The organism is Rhodococcus sp. BH4 (genome assembly GCF_002079265.1).
Classification (GTDB): Bacteria; Actinomycetota; Actinomycetes; order Mycobacteriales; family Mycobacteriaceae; genus Rhodococcus_F; species Rhodococcus_F qingshengii.
Genome location: NZ_CP014941.1, coordinates 1,365,537 through 1,380,865, shown reverse-complemented (window position 1 = coordinate 1,380,865; position 15,329 = coordinate 1,365,537). Strand labels below are relative to the sequence as shown.

Genomic DNA, 15,329 nt, shown 5'->3' with positions numbered 1-15,329 from the left:
TCAGTGACCTCCTCTTCGCTCCGGAGCGAACCTGTACGCGTCGTTCTTGTCGGCACGAACCCCACGGATCGACAACTCGGCGTTGCCCGCATTGTGGGAGCGGTGGGTCGAGGGTCCGTACGGCGCCAGGAAGACCCATGCGATCAGCCACATGGCGCCGAAGAAGAGCGTCGACTCCGTCAAGTCCATCGAGAAGACGAGAGCCATGATCGCGACGACGGCGATGTACTCCGTTCTGCTGCGGGCTCGCCCGAGCGCCGTGCTCAGAAGCAGGTAATAGCCGGCCAACAGCAGCAGGAATCCGATCCAACCGATCTGCAGCCGAATGTCGAGCATTCCGTTGTGTGCGCTGGTCGCCGGAAAGGACAGCTTTGACCGAATCATCTGCCCCACTGCACTGTCCGGCGCCCACACCGAGCCGAAGCCCCATCCGAGCAGAGGCCGCTGTTCGGCGTAGTAGTCGGATACCGTCCAGAGATGTAACCGGCCGGTCAGCGTGACATCTCGCGAGAGTAGCGCCGCGACATCGGGTCCGAGCACCTTCATCGCGCCGGACACCCCGAGGTACAGGCCGATGATCACAGTCGAGGCGAGGTGAGCGTTCGGTGTCCGTCTAAAGCACCTCAGAGCAAGCATTGTCGCCAGCGCAATCCCTGCAGCGACGAGACCGGTCTGGCTCCGGGCCTCGAACAACACGATGCCGGCGACAGCAAGCGCCGCCACCCACGGAATACGCTTGATGTCGGGAAGCATGAGCATGACACCGACAAGTACAACTTCGATGGCAGCCATTCGTCCCAAAGTGTTTTTGTGCGTGAAGATTCCGCGATAAGCAACGGCGCGGGTGTCCACGTCGATGCCAGTCGAAGGATCGAGGAACACGACCATCAGCGACAGCACGAGAAGTACCAGCAAGGTGAGGGCAACAGTCCGCACTCGCACCGCGAAGGTCAACTCACGGGCGACGATGATTCCCGTGATCGCCAGGCACACGACGACGATGCCGGCGACGGCGGAGTTCCGGGGCAGTGTCGACCAGTACCAGCTGGTTGCCGGGACGCCGGCCGAGATCATAAGCGTGAAGACAGGCCACGTCGTATTGCGTGAGTATCGCCGGTCGAGGAAGTAGACCAACGCAAGTGTCGCCGAAAGAACGGCCGAACCGTGTACGAGCAACGATCCGAGCGCTGTCCTCTGCGTGTACGCCTGAAAGGCTCCGCTCGCGCCGATGACCGCGATCACCAATGCCGTTCGCAAGATCAGCGGATTGTTCGGCGCCTCATTTTCGCAAGGCGCCGGTACCGCCTTCTTGTCAGTAGGCGCCATCACTTCCCACCACCGCCTTGAGCGTCTTCGCGACGATCATGACGTCACCCATCATCGACCAGTTGTCGACGTAGGAAAGGTCCAGGCGGACAGTGTCTTCCCACGAAAGATCAGAACGTCCACTGACCTGCCACAGGCCGGTGACACCGGGCTTGACCAGTAGCCGACGACTGACCGCGTCGTCGTACATCTCGACCTCGCGCCGAAGCGGTGGCCGCGGTCCTACAACACTCATCTCTCGCCGGAGGACATTGACGAACTGGGGCAACTCGTCGATCGAGTATCGGCGCATGAATCGACCTACCGTCGTCACACGCGGATCGTCTCGCATCTTGAAAAGCACTCCGGCGCCTTCGTTCTCCTTCATCAGTGCCGTGACCTGTGAATCCGCATTCTGGACCATCGAGCGGAACTTGAGCATGGGGAACGGCTGACCGTCCAACCCCATCCGCTCGGACTTGTACAGAACCGGCCCCTTGCTCGTGAGCTTGACGGCGATCGCAGCCGCCAGTAGCACCGGACTGATCACGGCGAGTACCACGGTTGAGAAGACGATGTCGAAGGTCGTCTTCGTGAACTTCTGTGCGCCGTGATAGCGCGGACGCTCGACATGAATCAGCGGAAATCCTGCGACCGGGCGCATCGAGAGCCTCGGCCCGGATACATCCAGAATCCCTGGTGCGACAACAAGGTCCACATGATCGCGCTCGAGATCCCAGGCCAGCTTGCGCAGCCCTTCCGGTCCGAGTCGCTCCGACGCCGTCACCGCCACCGTGTCGGCACCGACCTGTTCGAGTGCGTCGGTGACACTGTGCTCGTCTCCGAGCACCGGAATGTCCCGGCCGTTCACTGTGACAACTTCGCCCGTTTCTCCTCCGTAGCCGGGTACGCAGACTCCGACAACTCGGTATCCATGGGCATCGTCGCGCTCGAGGTTGCGTGCAAGATCGACAACCGCCCCTCGCACACCGACCACGAGTACGGCAGTTCGAAATTCACCTCGGGCTCGCTCACGAGCAATCACCCGTCGCCAGATCCAACGACTCGCGATCAAGGCGGTCAATCCCATCGGAAACGCCACGGCAAGGTACAGGCGCGCGATCTCCAGGTGAAGGAGAAGGCTGGCGATCGCAATCAGTCCGAACAGGCGGAGCGTTCCGACAGCGATCAATCGGTACTCTTCAGGGCCGCTTCCGATCACACGAGGAGATCTGGTCCGAAATACCCTCAGTACGGCAAACCAGCCGATAATCAGGGCGAAAGACAGTGCGGTGTAGCTGAAATGGCCGAATGCTTCACCGTCGACGACATCCGCGTCGCTACCGAATCGCCACCATTGAGCCAGAAACACAACTCCCGCAACGATGACCGTGTCGGTGATCGCCAGACGACGAAGATACGCAGATTGCCATTTCCTGCGTGCGGAAACTCCACCGGCCCTCTCCGGCGTTACTCGTCGGTGTTGTTGTGGCCGCTCTTTCGTGGGCGCGGCCATCTCGAGAACCGTCATGTGTTCAGAAACCTTTCCCCATGCACAGAATTCGGCCTGAAGATGTTCACCGGCCGAGGTCCATCGGACCGCCTTGCCGAATCCCGAAACTTCGACAGCGAAGCAACTGCTCCGCATTGCTGCGTTCAGTGCGTATGGTCGCATTACGTGCGCCTTGCAGTTAATCCGGCGACTATTGTCAGGCCTCGGCCCAACTGTCGATTATTGCGGCATTGCCGCAGCTCACACCCCGTGATTGAAGCAGAGTCCACTAACAACCCAAACACAGGACGATCGGCGATTTCTCCTCGCCCGCTGACGTCGCCGGCCTCGATATTGCCAGGACTCACATCTTGGCAACTATTCGGCTAGCTGGTCAGTACCAGTGAGGAGTTTGCCACATTCCGGACAGCGTGGCAATAGCGCTTTCCGAAGTTCTTCCCGACGCCAGCATTGACGTCAGTTATTCACCCTTCGACAAGAAGGAGTGAACATTGCTCACCATTACCATTGCGTACCTATAGTTTTCATCGCCTAGCCCATTTGGGCTCCGCGTTTGGACGGAAACCGGCACACAGTTGGTAATCGCTCCGCAAATCGAACCATCGCGGGTCCGGCGGCGCTGCAATTCTGAACAATCGTCCGAGCTTCGCCGATGAGAGCGTCATGCGACAGTTGAAGACGAACTATTCAGCAAATTGGGCCAGACCCACCATAGGTTGATGCAAGTCGAAAATGATTGCAGTACAGAACTATTCGCAAATTGGGCCGAGCGCCGGCCCGAAACTGCAGTGCACGGAGCCTGCTGCCGCATGTTACTGGCCCGATGATCATCGGCACTTATGGGAAGGAGAGCACGTCGACTGACGTTCGTAAACTGCTGAATCCCAATCGATCCAGCTCACCCAGACCGAATCAGACGTTGACAGGCCGGGTACTCACCGCATCCATTGGCAGGTTCCGAAACATCGAATCGGTTGGATGTAACGCGGCTCGGCGCGATTCCGCCGAGACCAGCGGATGCGCCGTGACGAGAACGGGCCCCCGAGCATTGCTCGGGGGCCCGTCAGCGCGGACGCGGGTACTACAAAGGTCAGTACTTGACCCATTCAGTTGACTGTCGACGGTGCCCGCACTTCGTTGAGTGCCCTGCCACCGACTGAACTTCCCACAGCCACATCAGCCACATCAGCCACGACAGGATCGGAGTCGTAGTAGTACTTGTACTCGTAAACGCCGCGACCGTTCAGCGGAGTCATCGTGATGACAGCGCCGAGAATCGTCGCACCTACGCTGTGGAGGTTGCCCACCGCCCTGCTCAACTGTTCCCTCTTCGTTGAACCATGACGAGCAATAACGAGAGCGCCGTCAGCCAGAGCAGACAGAACTGCAGCATCCGTAACCGGAAGCAGCGGCGAGGCGTCGATGATGACGTAGTCGAACCTTCGTCGCAGATCGGCAAAGACTGCATGAGCAGTGTCGGTCCCCAGCAATTCGCTCGGGTTCGGAGGAATCGGGCCCGAGGCAAGAACCGTCAGGTCCGCATTGTTCGTCACTTGAAGCACATCGTCCAGGTCTGCTTGCCCGGCCAGGACCGAACTCAGGCCCACACTTCCGATCAGTCCGAGGTACTTCGAAACACGCGGCTTGCGAAGGTCGCCTTCAACGAGACATACCTTCTTGCCCGCCTCGGCCAGCACGAGTGCAATGTTGACGGCGGTCGTAGTCTTGCCCTCCGAGGGAAGAGAACTCGTGACGACGATGACGCTCGGGGGGCGATCCACGGCCAAGAACTGCAGATTGGTTCGCAGTTCACGATATGCCTCGGCGCTGGCGGAGTTGCCCTCGTGGAAGTTGATCGCCTGATGAACTTCACGTTCCTTGTCGAACGGAATGGTTCCCACCATCGCAGCACCAACGATGTCTTCGACTGTCTTGCGTTCTTTGACAGTGTTGTCCAAGCGGTCACGCAACACAGCCAGACCGATCCCCAGCAGTAGACCGATCACTGCTCCGAGAGCGACGTTCCTCGTGGTTTTCGGAGATACAGGTTCTACCGGGGTTTGGGCTCGCTGCTCGACAACTACGCGCGCAGGCGCAGTGCCGCCGTTAACGGGCGTGCTCAAATCCTTGACCATGAAGACAAATTCGTCCGAGAGCGCATTGGCGATATCGCGGGCCAGCTCAGGCGACGTATCTTGCACGCTCAGGTCGAGAAGTACCGTATCCGGTGCCGATGTGGCCGTCACCTTCGATGAAAGCTCCGCGGCAGAAAGGCCACCGAGGCGATCTGGCCCCACCGCATCGATTGTTCGCTGGGCGAGCGTCTCCCCGGTGAGGAGTCTCGCGTACGAAGTGACCAACTGTTGCGAGAGCTGATTGCCTTGGAATGCCTCGTTCACAGTCGTTCCGGTCGAAGTAGACACGAACAGGCGAGTAGACGCCTTGTACACCGGCGTGGCAATCAACGAGGCACCTAATGCACCCAAGATCACGACCACAGTAACGACAGCGACGATCTTCCACCGTGCCTGCAAAGTCTTCAGGTAGTCCCGTACATCCATCGTCGAATCTCCTTCGGCTCGAATACGTATCGCGCATCCGAGCAGTAATCACCGGCTGTCGGTCGAGCCACTACCCCCGCTCTTGTCTGAACAGGACAGCCATCCGTATTGACGTTCTTCCACGTATCGCGGCAACAAGCTGGCGGAGTAAAGACACAACGATCCCATTGAACGGAAGACAATGCAGGGTGAGAACAACTCACTCCTCGCCCTCACCGGCCCGGTCTGTCAGGTCTTGAACTGCGGCTGATCCCGTGAATCCAAGGGAGCGAACACCACGAAGGGCTGAACTGAACATTACTGTCTCATCACACTTTTCACCACTCCAACCACCGTATACACCCCGCGACTTCGCATCTCGTCGCACCGATGAACGACGTAGGCCACTCATCACGCGCTACGCTTGGGACCTAAGTCCGACAACGAATATCAACGATGAATCCACAACATCCGAGAGGAACGTCCGAGACATGACGCTTATCTCATCCGATCAGTGCGTCGAATCGACAATCGGCGAGTGAATCGTCGACCACCGCGGCGCGGTGGGTTGCAAACGGTGGACTCGCCGGTAGTTGCCGTTCGACACCACACGAATGCCGATGCGTTACCGGATATCCGATCGGAATCTCCGGTGACGACTGGACAATCAACCAACAGACCTTGGTCCCGACTTTCCAAACAGAGTTGAGGTTCGAGCCGAGTGAACTGAGCCCTAGGGTCGTCCGAGCCCTCGGTAGGTCCACCCAGCATCTCGCCAGATTGCCGGTTCGAGACAATTCCGCCCGTCGATGACAACCTTCTTTCGAACAATGTCGTCGAGATCCGAAGGCAGCAACTTCCGAAACTCCGCCCATTCCGTCAAGATCAGGACGACATCTGCACCCGCGCAAGCTTCCTCCGTGTTCGCCGAATAGGTCAACGTCGGAAACAACGATCGAGAATTTCCCATCGCCTTCGGGTCGTACACGCTGACAGCCGCGCCTTGAAGTTGAATCTGGCCGGCGACATTCAAGGCCGGTGAGTCTCGAACATCGTCGGAGTCCGGCTTGAAAGCAGCTCCCAGCACAGCTACTCGGGCTCCCAACAACGATCCACATGCCTCGCGCGCCAACTCGACCATCCGTGTCCGGCGACGCATGTTGATGTTGTCTACCTCGCGCAAGAATGTGAGAGCTTGATCTGCACCCAATTCGCCTGCACGCGCCATGAATGCGCGAATGTCCTTGGGTAGGCAACCGCCGCCGAAACCGATTCCGGCGTTGAGAAATTTTCGACCGATTCTCTCGTCGTGCCCGATCGCGTCCGCCAGTATCGTCACGTCAGCACCCGATGCTTCACATACTTCCGAGATCGCATTGATGAACGAGATCTTGGTTGCCAGAAATGCATTGGCTGACGCTTTCACCAACTCCGACGTTGCAAGATCCGTGACGACAAATGGCGTACCCTCGTCAAGGATCTTCCCGTAGACCTCGCGAGCGACAGATTCGGCACGCCCCGGGTGCTTGCGGTCCACGCCCAGTACCAACCTGTCCGGGTGCAGGGTGTCCTTGACTGCAAACCCTTCTCGGAGAAATTCCGGGTTCCAAGCGACCTCGACGTCCTGGCCGGCCGGTGACAATTCTCGTGCTCGGACACCAAGCCTTTCCGCGGTGCCGACCGGCACCGTGGATTTTCCGAAGATCACGGCAGGCCGCGTCAGCAGCGGTGCGAGACTGTCGACGACGGAATCGACGAAACGCATGTCCGCTGCGAATTCCCCCTTCTTCTGGGGAGTACCCACACCGAGAAAATGAATGTCCGCAAATTCCGCGGCCTCTTCGTACGACGATGTGAATCGGAGACGACCTGCCGCGATATTGCGCCGCAGTACCTCCTCGAGGCCGGGTTCGTAGAAGGGAACTTCGCCGGCTTCGAGCATGGCAAGCTTGCTCGGGTCGACGTCGACGCCAAGGACTTCGTGGCCCAACTCGGCCATGCACGCCGCATGGGTCGCCCCGAGATAACCGGTACCGAATACGGTCATCCGGCGCGAAATCGATTCAGTCGGGCGGAGCTCAGTCATTGAAAACCTTTCGGTCGAAGTTCATGTGGACGAGGTCGTCGGGGCGTCCACTCCCGTGTGGCCGAGTACTCCGTTTTCGGAGGTCGTTGAACGGCACTGTCAACCGACCACCTTTCTGCACGTGTCCACCAGCGCATTCAAGTCCGAACGCACCGACTTGGTAGTCAGGGCAACAACTCCCACGAAGACGACGCAGACCATTCCCGCAAGTGCGAGCGCTACGAAATTCGGAACCTGTTGAAAAAGGATTAGAGAAAGTGAAGCAACGCCGAACATCGCAGCGAATAGCACCATCGGCCGCACAGCGCTTCGGACCAAGGGACCCGTCCCGATTCCGATCCGTGGAATGGCGACAAACGAGTAGATCAACCAGACTGCAACAAAGCCGACGCTGCTCCCGATCGCCGTGCCCAAGCTTCCGAATATCGCACCGACACAGACTGCAACGATCATCAATCCACGTCCCAAAAGGCTATACCGAAGGTGCATATCGACTCGGCCAGTGGAAAGGAACACCCAGTAGTAGATGTATGACAAAGCTTGAAATGCACCACCTACGGCGAGGATCCGGAAGATCGGCGCCGCAGCATCCCAACCACTTCCGAGCACGAGATCCATCAACGGGTTCGCCACGGCTGCCGCGTAGGCAAACGCACCGAGCATGACGTAACACAGTACGGTCTGAGCTCGGACCAGATACGCCATATAGAGAGCAGGATCGGTAATTCGCGAAAGCACCGGCAACGCAACACGTGTCATCGGCGTGGCCAATTGCGCGATCGGTATCTTGAAGAGCTGATATGCCCGATCGTAAACACCGACTTCAGTACTGCCGTGAAGCTTTCCGAGTGCCACGGAATCTGCGTTCGCACTCGAGTAGGTGACCAGTTGCGTCAGCATGGTGTTGGTGCCGAACGACAGCAGGGACCGCATGTCTGCACGACGTGTCGGGAGATTCGGAATCCATCGAAGAAGCATCGCCGAACTGCCCAGGAGTACCGCAGAGACGATGATTTGCTGAGCAACGAGTGACCAAACTCCGTAGTGCAACAGGGCAAGCGGAATCGTTACGGCCAACGCGATCCCCTGTGCGGCAATTTCGGTCACCGTCAGTTTCACGAATTTCAAATTCCGGGTCAGATCCGCTCGCAACTGTACGGTGAGCCCGTTCAGCACGAAGATCACCGACACCGCCCTGACAATGTCAGAAAGCCCGTCGACGTCGTAGAACCGGTCGAACAATGGCGCTGCGGCGAAGACCAGGACCGTCAGCAGCAATCCGATTGCCGTGTTGATCCAGAAGAGATTCGAACGCTGATTCTCCGATATCTCCGACGCTTGTACGGAGGCAAGAGAAAGCCCGAAATCGCCGATCACCGTTGCAGCTCCGACCACCGCCATGACCATCGCCATCTTGCCGAAGTCGTCCGGGCTCAGAACCCTCGCAAGTACGGCGATTGAGGTGAACTGAATGAGGAACTTGACCCATTGTCCCCCCAACGTGATTGCGGAGCCGCGCGCAGCAGTTGTACCCAATCCCACTGCGTGCGCCTACTTTCCGAAGAGATCGTGGGGAAACGCTTCGCGAAGCGGTCCGTCATTCCACCCCAGGCCAGGCGCGCCACCCATTGAAATAGCAGCCTTCACAGTTGGTGCGGTGGACAATTCGCGGCCGGTGCCGAGGTAATAGTCCGCATACTTGAATTCCGCTTCCGAACCTGAGGGAATCAAACGCGCTGGAATGCCCAGCGCGTCGGCAACGATCACGGCATGAAGCGAACTGCCGACGACGAGTCGACTGCTCGCAATAGTTCGGAGGCAAGTCTGCAAATCCTCGGTTGGGTCGAGAACCGACGGCGTGTCGAACCACCGCGGCAGGTCGTTCAGATTCGGAACGACAACGACGTCGCGCGAAGGGTTCTTCGTGAGTTCGACAAGTTCAGGAAAGACGGAAGGAACGAGCAATCCCGGGTCGCCGTACGTGGGCGGAGTGTGAATTCCGCGTATTTCCAGGAACTCACGCGAAAGCGGTCCACGAACTGCCCGGACGTCGAGCGCATCGAAGCGATACTCGTCAGGAGTTATCTTGCCGTTGACCCCCGTTCCCCAGATGCAGTCTCCAGTTCTCGCCATGTGCATGATGGAACCGACCGCCAGCAGCCGCTGGTTGCGCTTGCTGCGCGCTCGTCTGGCACTCTGCTTCGACATCCATGCGACCACGACCGGACCTAGAAGGTCGCCGAAGTTGTTGATTCGTCTCCCGATCCGCAACTTTCGCGAAATACCTGGGATCACGACTTGGTTCCTGGGATTCCAGTTGACAACCTCGACCTCAGACATTCGCGACCCTAGTCGAGGGAACATGAGGAATCGTCTCGTCGAGCACCGTGCGGACAGCAAGCGTCCACTCCCTCGTCGCGCGGATGTCATGATTGCGAGCGGTTTCTGCAACGACAGCGCGGTCCGCCTCGCTTGCGCGGACTGCACAATCAGCGAGCATCTTCGTGTCTCCGGTATCGGCTAGGCTGTCGGTGGAAAGCATTTCGAGGAGAACGTCCGATGTGAAGGCGGCCACGGGCAATCCCACTGTGAGTGCCATCAAGATGGTTCCGGATGCAGTGACATCCCGGTACGGCGCCACCAACACAGATGAGGACTCCATGTATCGGCGTACGTCCACATCCGACATATGTGTAGACGGTTCGGCCAGAATATCGATGTTCTCGGATCGACGGAGAAGGTCGTTCTCCCCAGATGTCAGCCTTCCGATTGCACACTGCAGCCTGATGTTCAGATGCGCCAGATCCTCCGCCAGCTTAGGCAACACGTCGAATCCCTTGTCTGCGCGAGCACTCCCGAGATAGAGGGCTGCCGACGAACTATCTCGAGGAAGGCGCATCGCTCCTTCCGTAGACTCCGACCACGCAAGGTAGGCGGGGTGCGCGGCGACCAGGACGTTCGGATACTCTCCGACTCCCGCAAGGAGCGAAGAGTCGTGAACTAACAAGCCGCTCGCGCCCGAACGAATGGAACGGATGATCGGGTGATCGTCCGCATCGTCCCGACTCTTAACGGGATTGTGCACAACTACGAGCGTCCGGCATCCCGAAAGCTGAAGTCCACGAATGATTCGTCGTTCCAATTCGGAATTCATCCAGCAGACCACGACGAGTGGCCGTCGAACGATTGCGTAGACGACAAATGTCGCAAGCCCCGCCAGGTACTGCACCAGCACCCAGATGTTGCGAGAGCCTGCTGCAGGCGGAGGGAGCAGACCGACGGATCTGACCCGATCGTGAGTGATCCCCTGACCGCGCCGGCCGAAGCGAAGCACCGACTCATGCGTATCCGCAATCACTCGGGCGACTTCCACCCCGTAGGGATTGAAGGGGTTGGGATCCCACACCACGATTTGCCTACTCACGACGCCACCCGCTGACGAAGTCGCTTCCCGAACTCGACCGCACCGTAGAGCGAGACGATCAGTGCCGCTGGATGAACACGGGCCTTCGAAAGCCCGGATGCTGCGTACACGATTCCCCGTCCGTCTCCGGCAGCCAGTGCAGATCTCAGTATTTGAGTGGCGATGAAGTCGCCCCTCGCCGTCTTCCCCAACGACGACGCGTGCTTGTCGTAGAACGGGACGCTTCGCCTCCAATTCCGCACAGTCGAAATTGAACTATTGCTGGCCTGCTGGACGTGAACGAGAGGCTCGTCTACATACGACACCTTCTCGCCTACTTCTTCTTCGAGACGAACCACGAGGTCCCAATCCTGATGCTTGGAGAGTGATTCGTCCCAGGCGACGTGCTGGGCGAGTCGACGAGTCAGCATGATCGAACTCGACTGCACGTATCCGTGCCCGTGCCGCAACCCAGGCCGCAAGACTAGGTAGTCGCCCATCGACGAGCCCTCACCGTACCGAGTGATCGGAAGAGTACGCACTGTGTTTCCTGAGTGGAAGTAGGTTGCGGTGTAGGAGAACTCTGTTGATTGTCGAGTCATACTGGCGAGCTGCTGCTCGATCTTGGTTGCTTCCCACCAGTCGTCGTCGTCGAGAAACGCGACGAAGCGTCCGGACGCCGCTGCGACTCCCATGTTTCTTCCCACTGCTGCACCGCGACCGCCCCCTGTGGTCAGCACGATGTCCGCTCCGGTTGCAGTGCCACCCTCGTCCATGGCGGTATCCAGCACGACGATGATTTCGATATCGCGGTGCGTCTGGTGCCGAACACTCTCGATCGTGCGAACCAGTTCACTCCGCCCCAGCGACGGAATTACGACGGTGACCAGTTGATCGTTTACTCCATCGGTCACAGAATTCCTCGTCTCTCGAACTGAAACTCGACAGTCACACGCATCAGCTTGAAAGGCTCCACCAGATACCTCGACGCAAGCCTCTTCGGGTCCGAAGCCAGCCTCCACAGCCATTCGATACCCAACTTGCCTGTCCACCGAGGAGCCAGGCGCTGCTGTCCGGACAGTTGATCTATGGCCCCGCCTACAGTTGCAAAAACGGCGGCGGGCAATGCATCCCAGTGATCGAGCAAGAACTCTTCTTGGATCGGCATACCCAATCCGATCAATACGAGATCTGGTCGAAATGTGCGCAGGGACTCGAAGCCTTCGGAAATCAGCGCTTCCTTGCCCGCGTATCCGCTCCACCCTCGAACTTCGCCATGCTCGGCCATTCTTGAAATCGCATCCACAGCAGATGAATTGGAACTCGGGCTGGCACCGATGACCGCGATACGAATCCCATCGTCGATGTCACCGACCAGCGGAATCCAGTCCGTCGAACCACAGCGTTGCGACACGCTCAGCGACGGTTGTTGTCTCCGAAATCTGCGAATTGCCAAAGCCGCCAGTATCGGCATTCCGTCGATCAGAGTCAGATCCGAACTGGAATAGAGACTGCGAAACTTTTCATTCGTGAGGTGGAGGTACGTGCTGTGCAGATTATGGTTCAGCAAGACCTTCTTTTCACCCTGATTGTTCCTGATCCATTCGATGACATCATCGGGCGCACAGGGTTTCACGCGTATTCCCCACAGATCGATGGTATCCATTCAACTAACCCGCCCATAGTTATTCTTGCCCGACATAGTCAAAGAATCCTGCGTACTCAGAACAACGGCGACGACCATCCAGAACATCATCGCCACCGACCCGCTACTGAAATGCGAATGAAAGGAAGAAATGACGAGAATCCCGACGAGGGCGATCCCGATTGTGCGAAAACTGGTGACGCCCGGTAGGTCCGAGGTCGTCCATACCTTGCTGACTGCGTAGACGAGAAGTGCCACCTCCAGCACGGCCAACACGACACCACTGGCAACAGCCGTTCTCATCCACTCGGATTCAGGAGACGGCCATCGCAACGTCGAAGGTGCCGTCCCTGCGGAAATGCGGTTGTAGACATTCGCCCCGTGCCCGAACAGCGGACTGTCCAGGACGGCCGGGACAGTCTCGTTGTTCCATATCCCGACGCGGTATCTGATGGTCTCTGGAATCCAGCGAGGGAGACCATCTTTGGACGGGCTGCTCAGTTGCGAGGTCAGTCGATCGCCAACTTGCTCGTCGAACAGCAAGAATGCCGCGCCCCCGATACTGACCAGAGAGAGAAGGCCGATGAAACGAATCTTGACCTGCACTGCCGTGTAGAGCATCGTCACGATCGCGACCAAGATCGGCGCAAACGTGAATGTCGACACTTGAGCGACGAAGAGGATGCCAATGCCGAGAACCAAAGGCTTGGGGATCAGCTGCGAACCCGATTTCTCTACAATCAGATAACAGCCGATGGCGATCGCGATGGCTAGGTATCCACCCAGTGCCGTCCAGTGGCCAAGGGTGCTCGTGGCGCGCAATGGCCATCCGAGATCAAGCCTGCCCTGCAATCCTGGTGCAATGGTGAATCTCACCAGAAGTTCGCTGACCTGACGGCCGCCGAGCATCTGGGAGATTCCCAGCACTGCAACCGGAATCGCTGCAATGAACACGCCCTGGAGCACACGGAGACCGTCGTTTGCGCTCGTCACGACCAGTCGGCACGCGAAGTACACAGCAAGCACACCGACCAGGTTCAGGATCGTCGACAGCGAAAAGGCGGCGTCCGAATAGGTTACGTCGAAATACTCGACCAACGCGATGGCCGTCACGTACAGCAGGAGGAATGCATCCAACGCCCGCAAGCGAAACCGAACCATGCGTCCCCGCGGCGATGCCAGACATGCAATGACCAGAGCCAGTGCTGCGACTGGCAGTGATGCATTGACCGTCGAGGGCAGGCCAGGCAGAGAAACTCCGGTAAGAGCCGCGGCAGCACCGGCAACGATGCCTACCCAGGAGGCGCTCGACATCTTCCGGCTGTGATCGTTCGTCGATTCGCTCGGAGCGCGAAGCGCCGACGCGCCAGTCATTTCGTTGCGGGCATCGGTAAGCGGGAAACTAGTAGGCGCCGTCACTGGCCAATACCGCTTTCAACGTTTTGCCGACGATCAAGACATCCCCCATAAGCGACCAGTTGTCGACGTACGAGAGATCCAGTCGTACAGTCTCTTCCCAGGAAAGATCCGAGCGTCCGCTGACCTGCCACAGCCCTGTGATTCCCGGCTTGACGAGGAGTCGGCGACTGACTGTTCCGTCGTAGGCCTCGACCTCGCGGCGAAGCGGAGGCCTGGGGCCGACCACGCTCATCTCGCGCCGAAGAACATTGACGAACTGTGGCAGCTCGTCAATCGAGTAACGGCGCAAGAAGCGCCCGACCGGTGTAACGCGCGGGTCGTCGCGCATCTTGAAGAGCACACCGGCGCCGTCGTTCTGGGCCATCAACGACTCCACCTGTGAGTCTGCGTTCTGGACCATCGAACGGAACTTGAGCATCGGGAATGGTTTGCCGTCCAGTCCCATTCGCTCCGCTCGATACAACACCGGGCCCGGGCTCGAGAGCTTGACCGCCAGAGCCGCGGCCAGGAGAACAGGTGCAATTGCTGCCAGTAACAATGACGCGAAAATTACGTCGAACGAAGATTTCGCAAAGCGTTGCGCACCATGATATTTCGGGCGCTCGACGCGTATCAAAGGCTGACCGGCCACCGGCCGCATCGACAGGCGCGGCCCCGACACGTCGACGATACTTGGCGCAACGACCAGATCTACGTCCCGCGATTCCAGATCCCAGGCAAGCGCACGGATTCCATCCGAGCCGAGATGTTCGGTTGCCGTCACGGCAACGGTGTCTGCGCCGACCAGTTCCAGCGCTTCGACCACCGATGTCTCACCACCGAGGAGCGGTATGTCACGCCCGTCGACTGCGATGGACTCGTCCGCGCGCCGAAGGAACCCCGGCACACACACTCCCACCACGCGGAAACCGTCTGCGCTACCCCGCTCGAAGTTTCGTGCAAGTTCAGCGCCGGCATCCTTGCTGCCCACCACCAGTACCGATGTGAGGCACTCCCCGCGAGTACGCCTTCGCACGATCACCCCACGCCAGAGCCAACGGCTCACCAGTAGCGCGAGAAGGCCGACAGGGAAGGCGAATGCGAGGTAGAGCCGGGCGATATCGAGACGAAGCAGAAGGCTTACTATCGCAATGACGCCGAACAATCTCATCGCGGACACCAGGATTCGCCGATACTCCTCAGGACCGCTTCCGATCACACTCGCAGATCTGGTCCTGAATATCTGCAACGTCGCCAGCCACGCGATCACCACGCCGATCGACAAACCGGTGTAGCTGAACTGCCCGAGCTCACGAGCGTCGACGGCGGTCGGCGCGGCGCCGAATCGAAGCCACTGCGCAGCCGAAACCGCCGCTACGACAATCAGCGAATCCGTCACTGCCAGAAATCAGCGAATCCGTCACTGCCAGAGCACGTAT

The 15,329-nt window shown here is 58.8% G+C and carries 11 protein-coding genes; all 11 read right to left on the bottom strand.

The window, feature by feature from the left end:
- The gene (locus A0W34_RS06465; protein ID WP_064074617.1) at window positions 1-1,326 is read right to left on the bottom strand and encodes an O-antigen ligase family protein; all 1,326 of its coding nucleotides are present in this window, start codon (window positions 1,324-1,326) and stop codon (window positions 1-3) included.
- The gene (locus tag A0W34_RS06460) at window positions 1,313-2,836 is read right to left on the bottom strand and encodes a sugar transferase (protein ID WP_058038980.1); all 1,524 of its coding nucleotides are present in this window, start codon (window positions 2,834-2,836) and stop codon (window positions 1,313-1,315) included. The genes A0W34_RS06465 and A0W34_RS06460 overlap by 14 nt, the downstream gene beginning before the upstream one ends.
- Before the next feature lie 1,088 nt (window positions 2,837-3,924).
- A complete protein-coding gene (locus A0W34_RS06455; RefSeq protein ID WP_064689390.1) occupies window positions 3,925-5,379 on the bottom strand; it encodes a polysaccharide biosynthesis tyrosine autokinase in 1,455 nt (484 codons plus the stop codon).
- A 712-nt stretch (window positions 5,380-6,091) separates the two neighbouring features.
- Window positions 6,092-7,444 carry a UDP-glucose dehydrogenase family protein gene (locus A0W34_RS06445; RefSeq protein WP_063314872.1) on the bottom strand — a complete coding sequence of 451 codons (1,353 nt, stop codon included), beginning with the start codon at window positions 7,442-7,444 and terminating at the stop codon, window positions 6,092-6,094.
- A gap of 99 nt (window positions 7,445-7,543) precedes the next feature.
- Entirely contained in the window at window positions 7,544-8,986 is a 1,443-nt protein-coding gene (locus A0W34_RS06440; RefSeq protein ID WP_063314873.1) for a lipopolysaccharide biosynthesis protein, read from the bottom strand.
- A gap of 9 nt (window positions 8,987-8,995) precedes the next feature.
- A complete protein-coding gene (locus A0W34_RS06435; protein ID WP_197487693.1) occupies window positions 8,996-9,739 on the bottom strand; it encodes a polysaccharide pyruvyl transferase family protein in 744 nt (247 codons plus the stop codon).
- A gap of 37 nt (window positions 9,740-9,776) precedes the next feature.
- Window positions 9,777-10,868, bottom strand: a complete 1,092-nt coding sequence (locus A0W34_RS06430) for a glycosyltransferase (protein ID WP_064689393.1) — start codon at window positions 10,866-10,868, stop codon at window positions 9,777-9,779.
- Window positions 10,865-11,761, bottom strand: coding sequence for a glycosyltransferase family 2 protein (locus A0W34_RS06425; RefSeq protein ID WP_064689394.1), 897 nt, complete (start codon window positions 11,759-11,761; stop codon window positions 10,865-10,867). Before A0W34_RS06425 ends, A0W34_RS06430 begins: the two co-directional genes overlap by 4 nt.
- Window positions 11,758-12,513 (bottom strand): WecB/TagA/CpsF family glycosyltransferase, encoded by a 756-nt coding sequence (locus tag A0W34_RS06420; RefSeq protein WP_063314877.1) that lies wholly within the window; start codon window positions 12,511-12,513, stop codon window positions 11,758-11,760. The genes A0W34_RS06425 and A0W34_RS06420 overlap by 4 nt, the downstream gene beginning before the upstream one ends.
- Window positions 12,514-13,911 carry an O-antigen ligase family protein gene (locus A0W34_RS06415; protein ID WP_156511689.1) on the bottom strand — a complete coding sequence of 466 codons (1,398 nt, stop codon included), beginning with the start codon at window positions 13,909-13,911 and terminating at the stop codon, window positions 12,514-12,516. It lies immediately after the preceding gene.
- Window positions 13,895-15,289: a sugar transferase gene (locus tag A0W34_RS06410; protein WP_232330001.1), complete on the bottom strand. Its 1,395-nt coding sequence runs from the start codon at window positions 15,287-15,289 to the stop codon at window positions 13,895-13,897. Before A0W34_RS06410 ends, A0W34_RS06415 begins: the two co-directional genes overlap by 17 nt.
- Window positions 15,290-15,329 lie beyond the last annotated feature (40 nt).

What these genes read in the sequence shown, in the direction of transcription:
- A0W34_RS06465 (WP_064074617.1), bottom strand. Translation starts at nt 1,326, where the DNA reads ATGGCGCCTACTGACAAGAAGGCGGTACCGGCGCCTTGCGAAAATGAG.
- A0W34_RS06420 (WP_063314877.1), bottom strand. Translation starts at nt 12,513, where the DNA reads ATGGATACCATCGATCTGTGGGGAATACGCGTGAAACCCTGTGCGCCC.
- A0W34_RS06455 (WP_064689390.1), bottom strand. Translation starts at nt 5,379, where the DNA reads ATGGATGTACGGGACTACCTGAAGACTTTGCAGGCACGGTGGAAGATC.
- A0W34_RS06445 (WP_063314872.1), bottom strand. Translation starts at nt 7,444, where the DNA reads ATGACTGAGCTCCGCCCGACTGAATCGATTTCGCGCCGGATGACCGTA.
- A0W34_RS06460 (WP_058038980.1), bottom strand. Translation starts at nt 2,836, where the DNA reads ATGACGGTTCTCGAGATGGCCGCGCCCACGAAAGAGCGGCCACAACAA.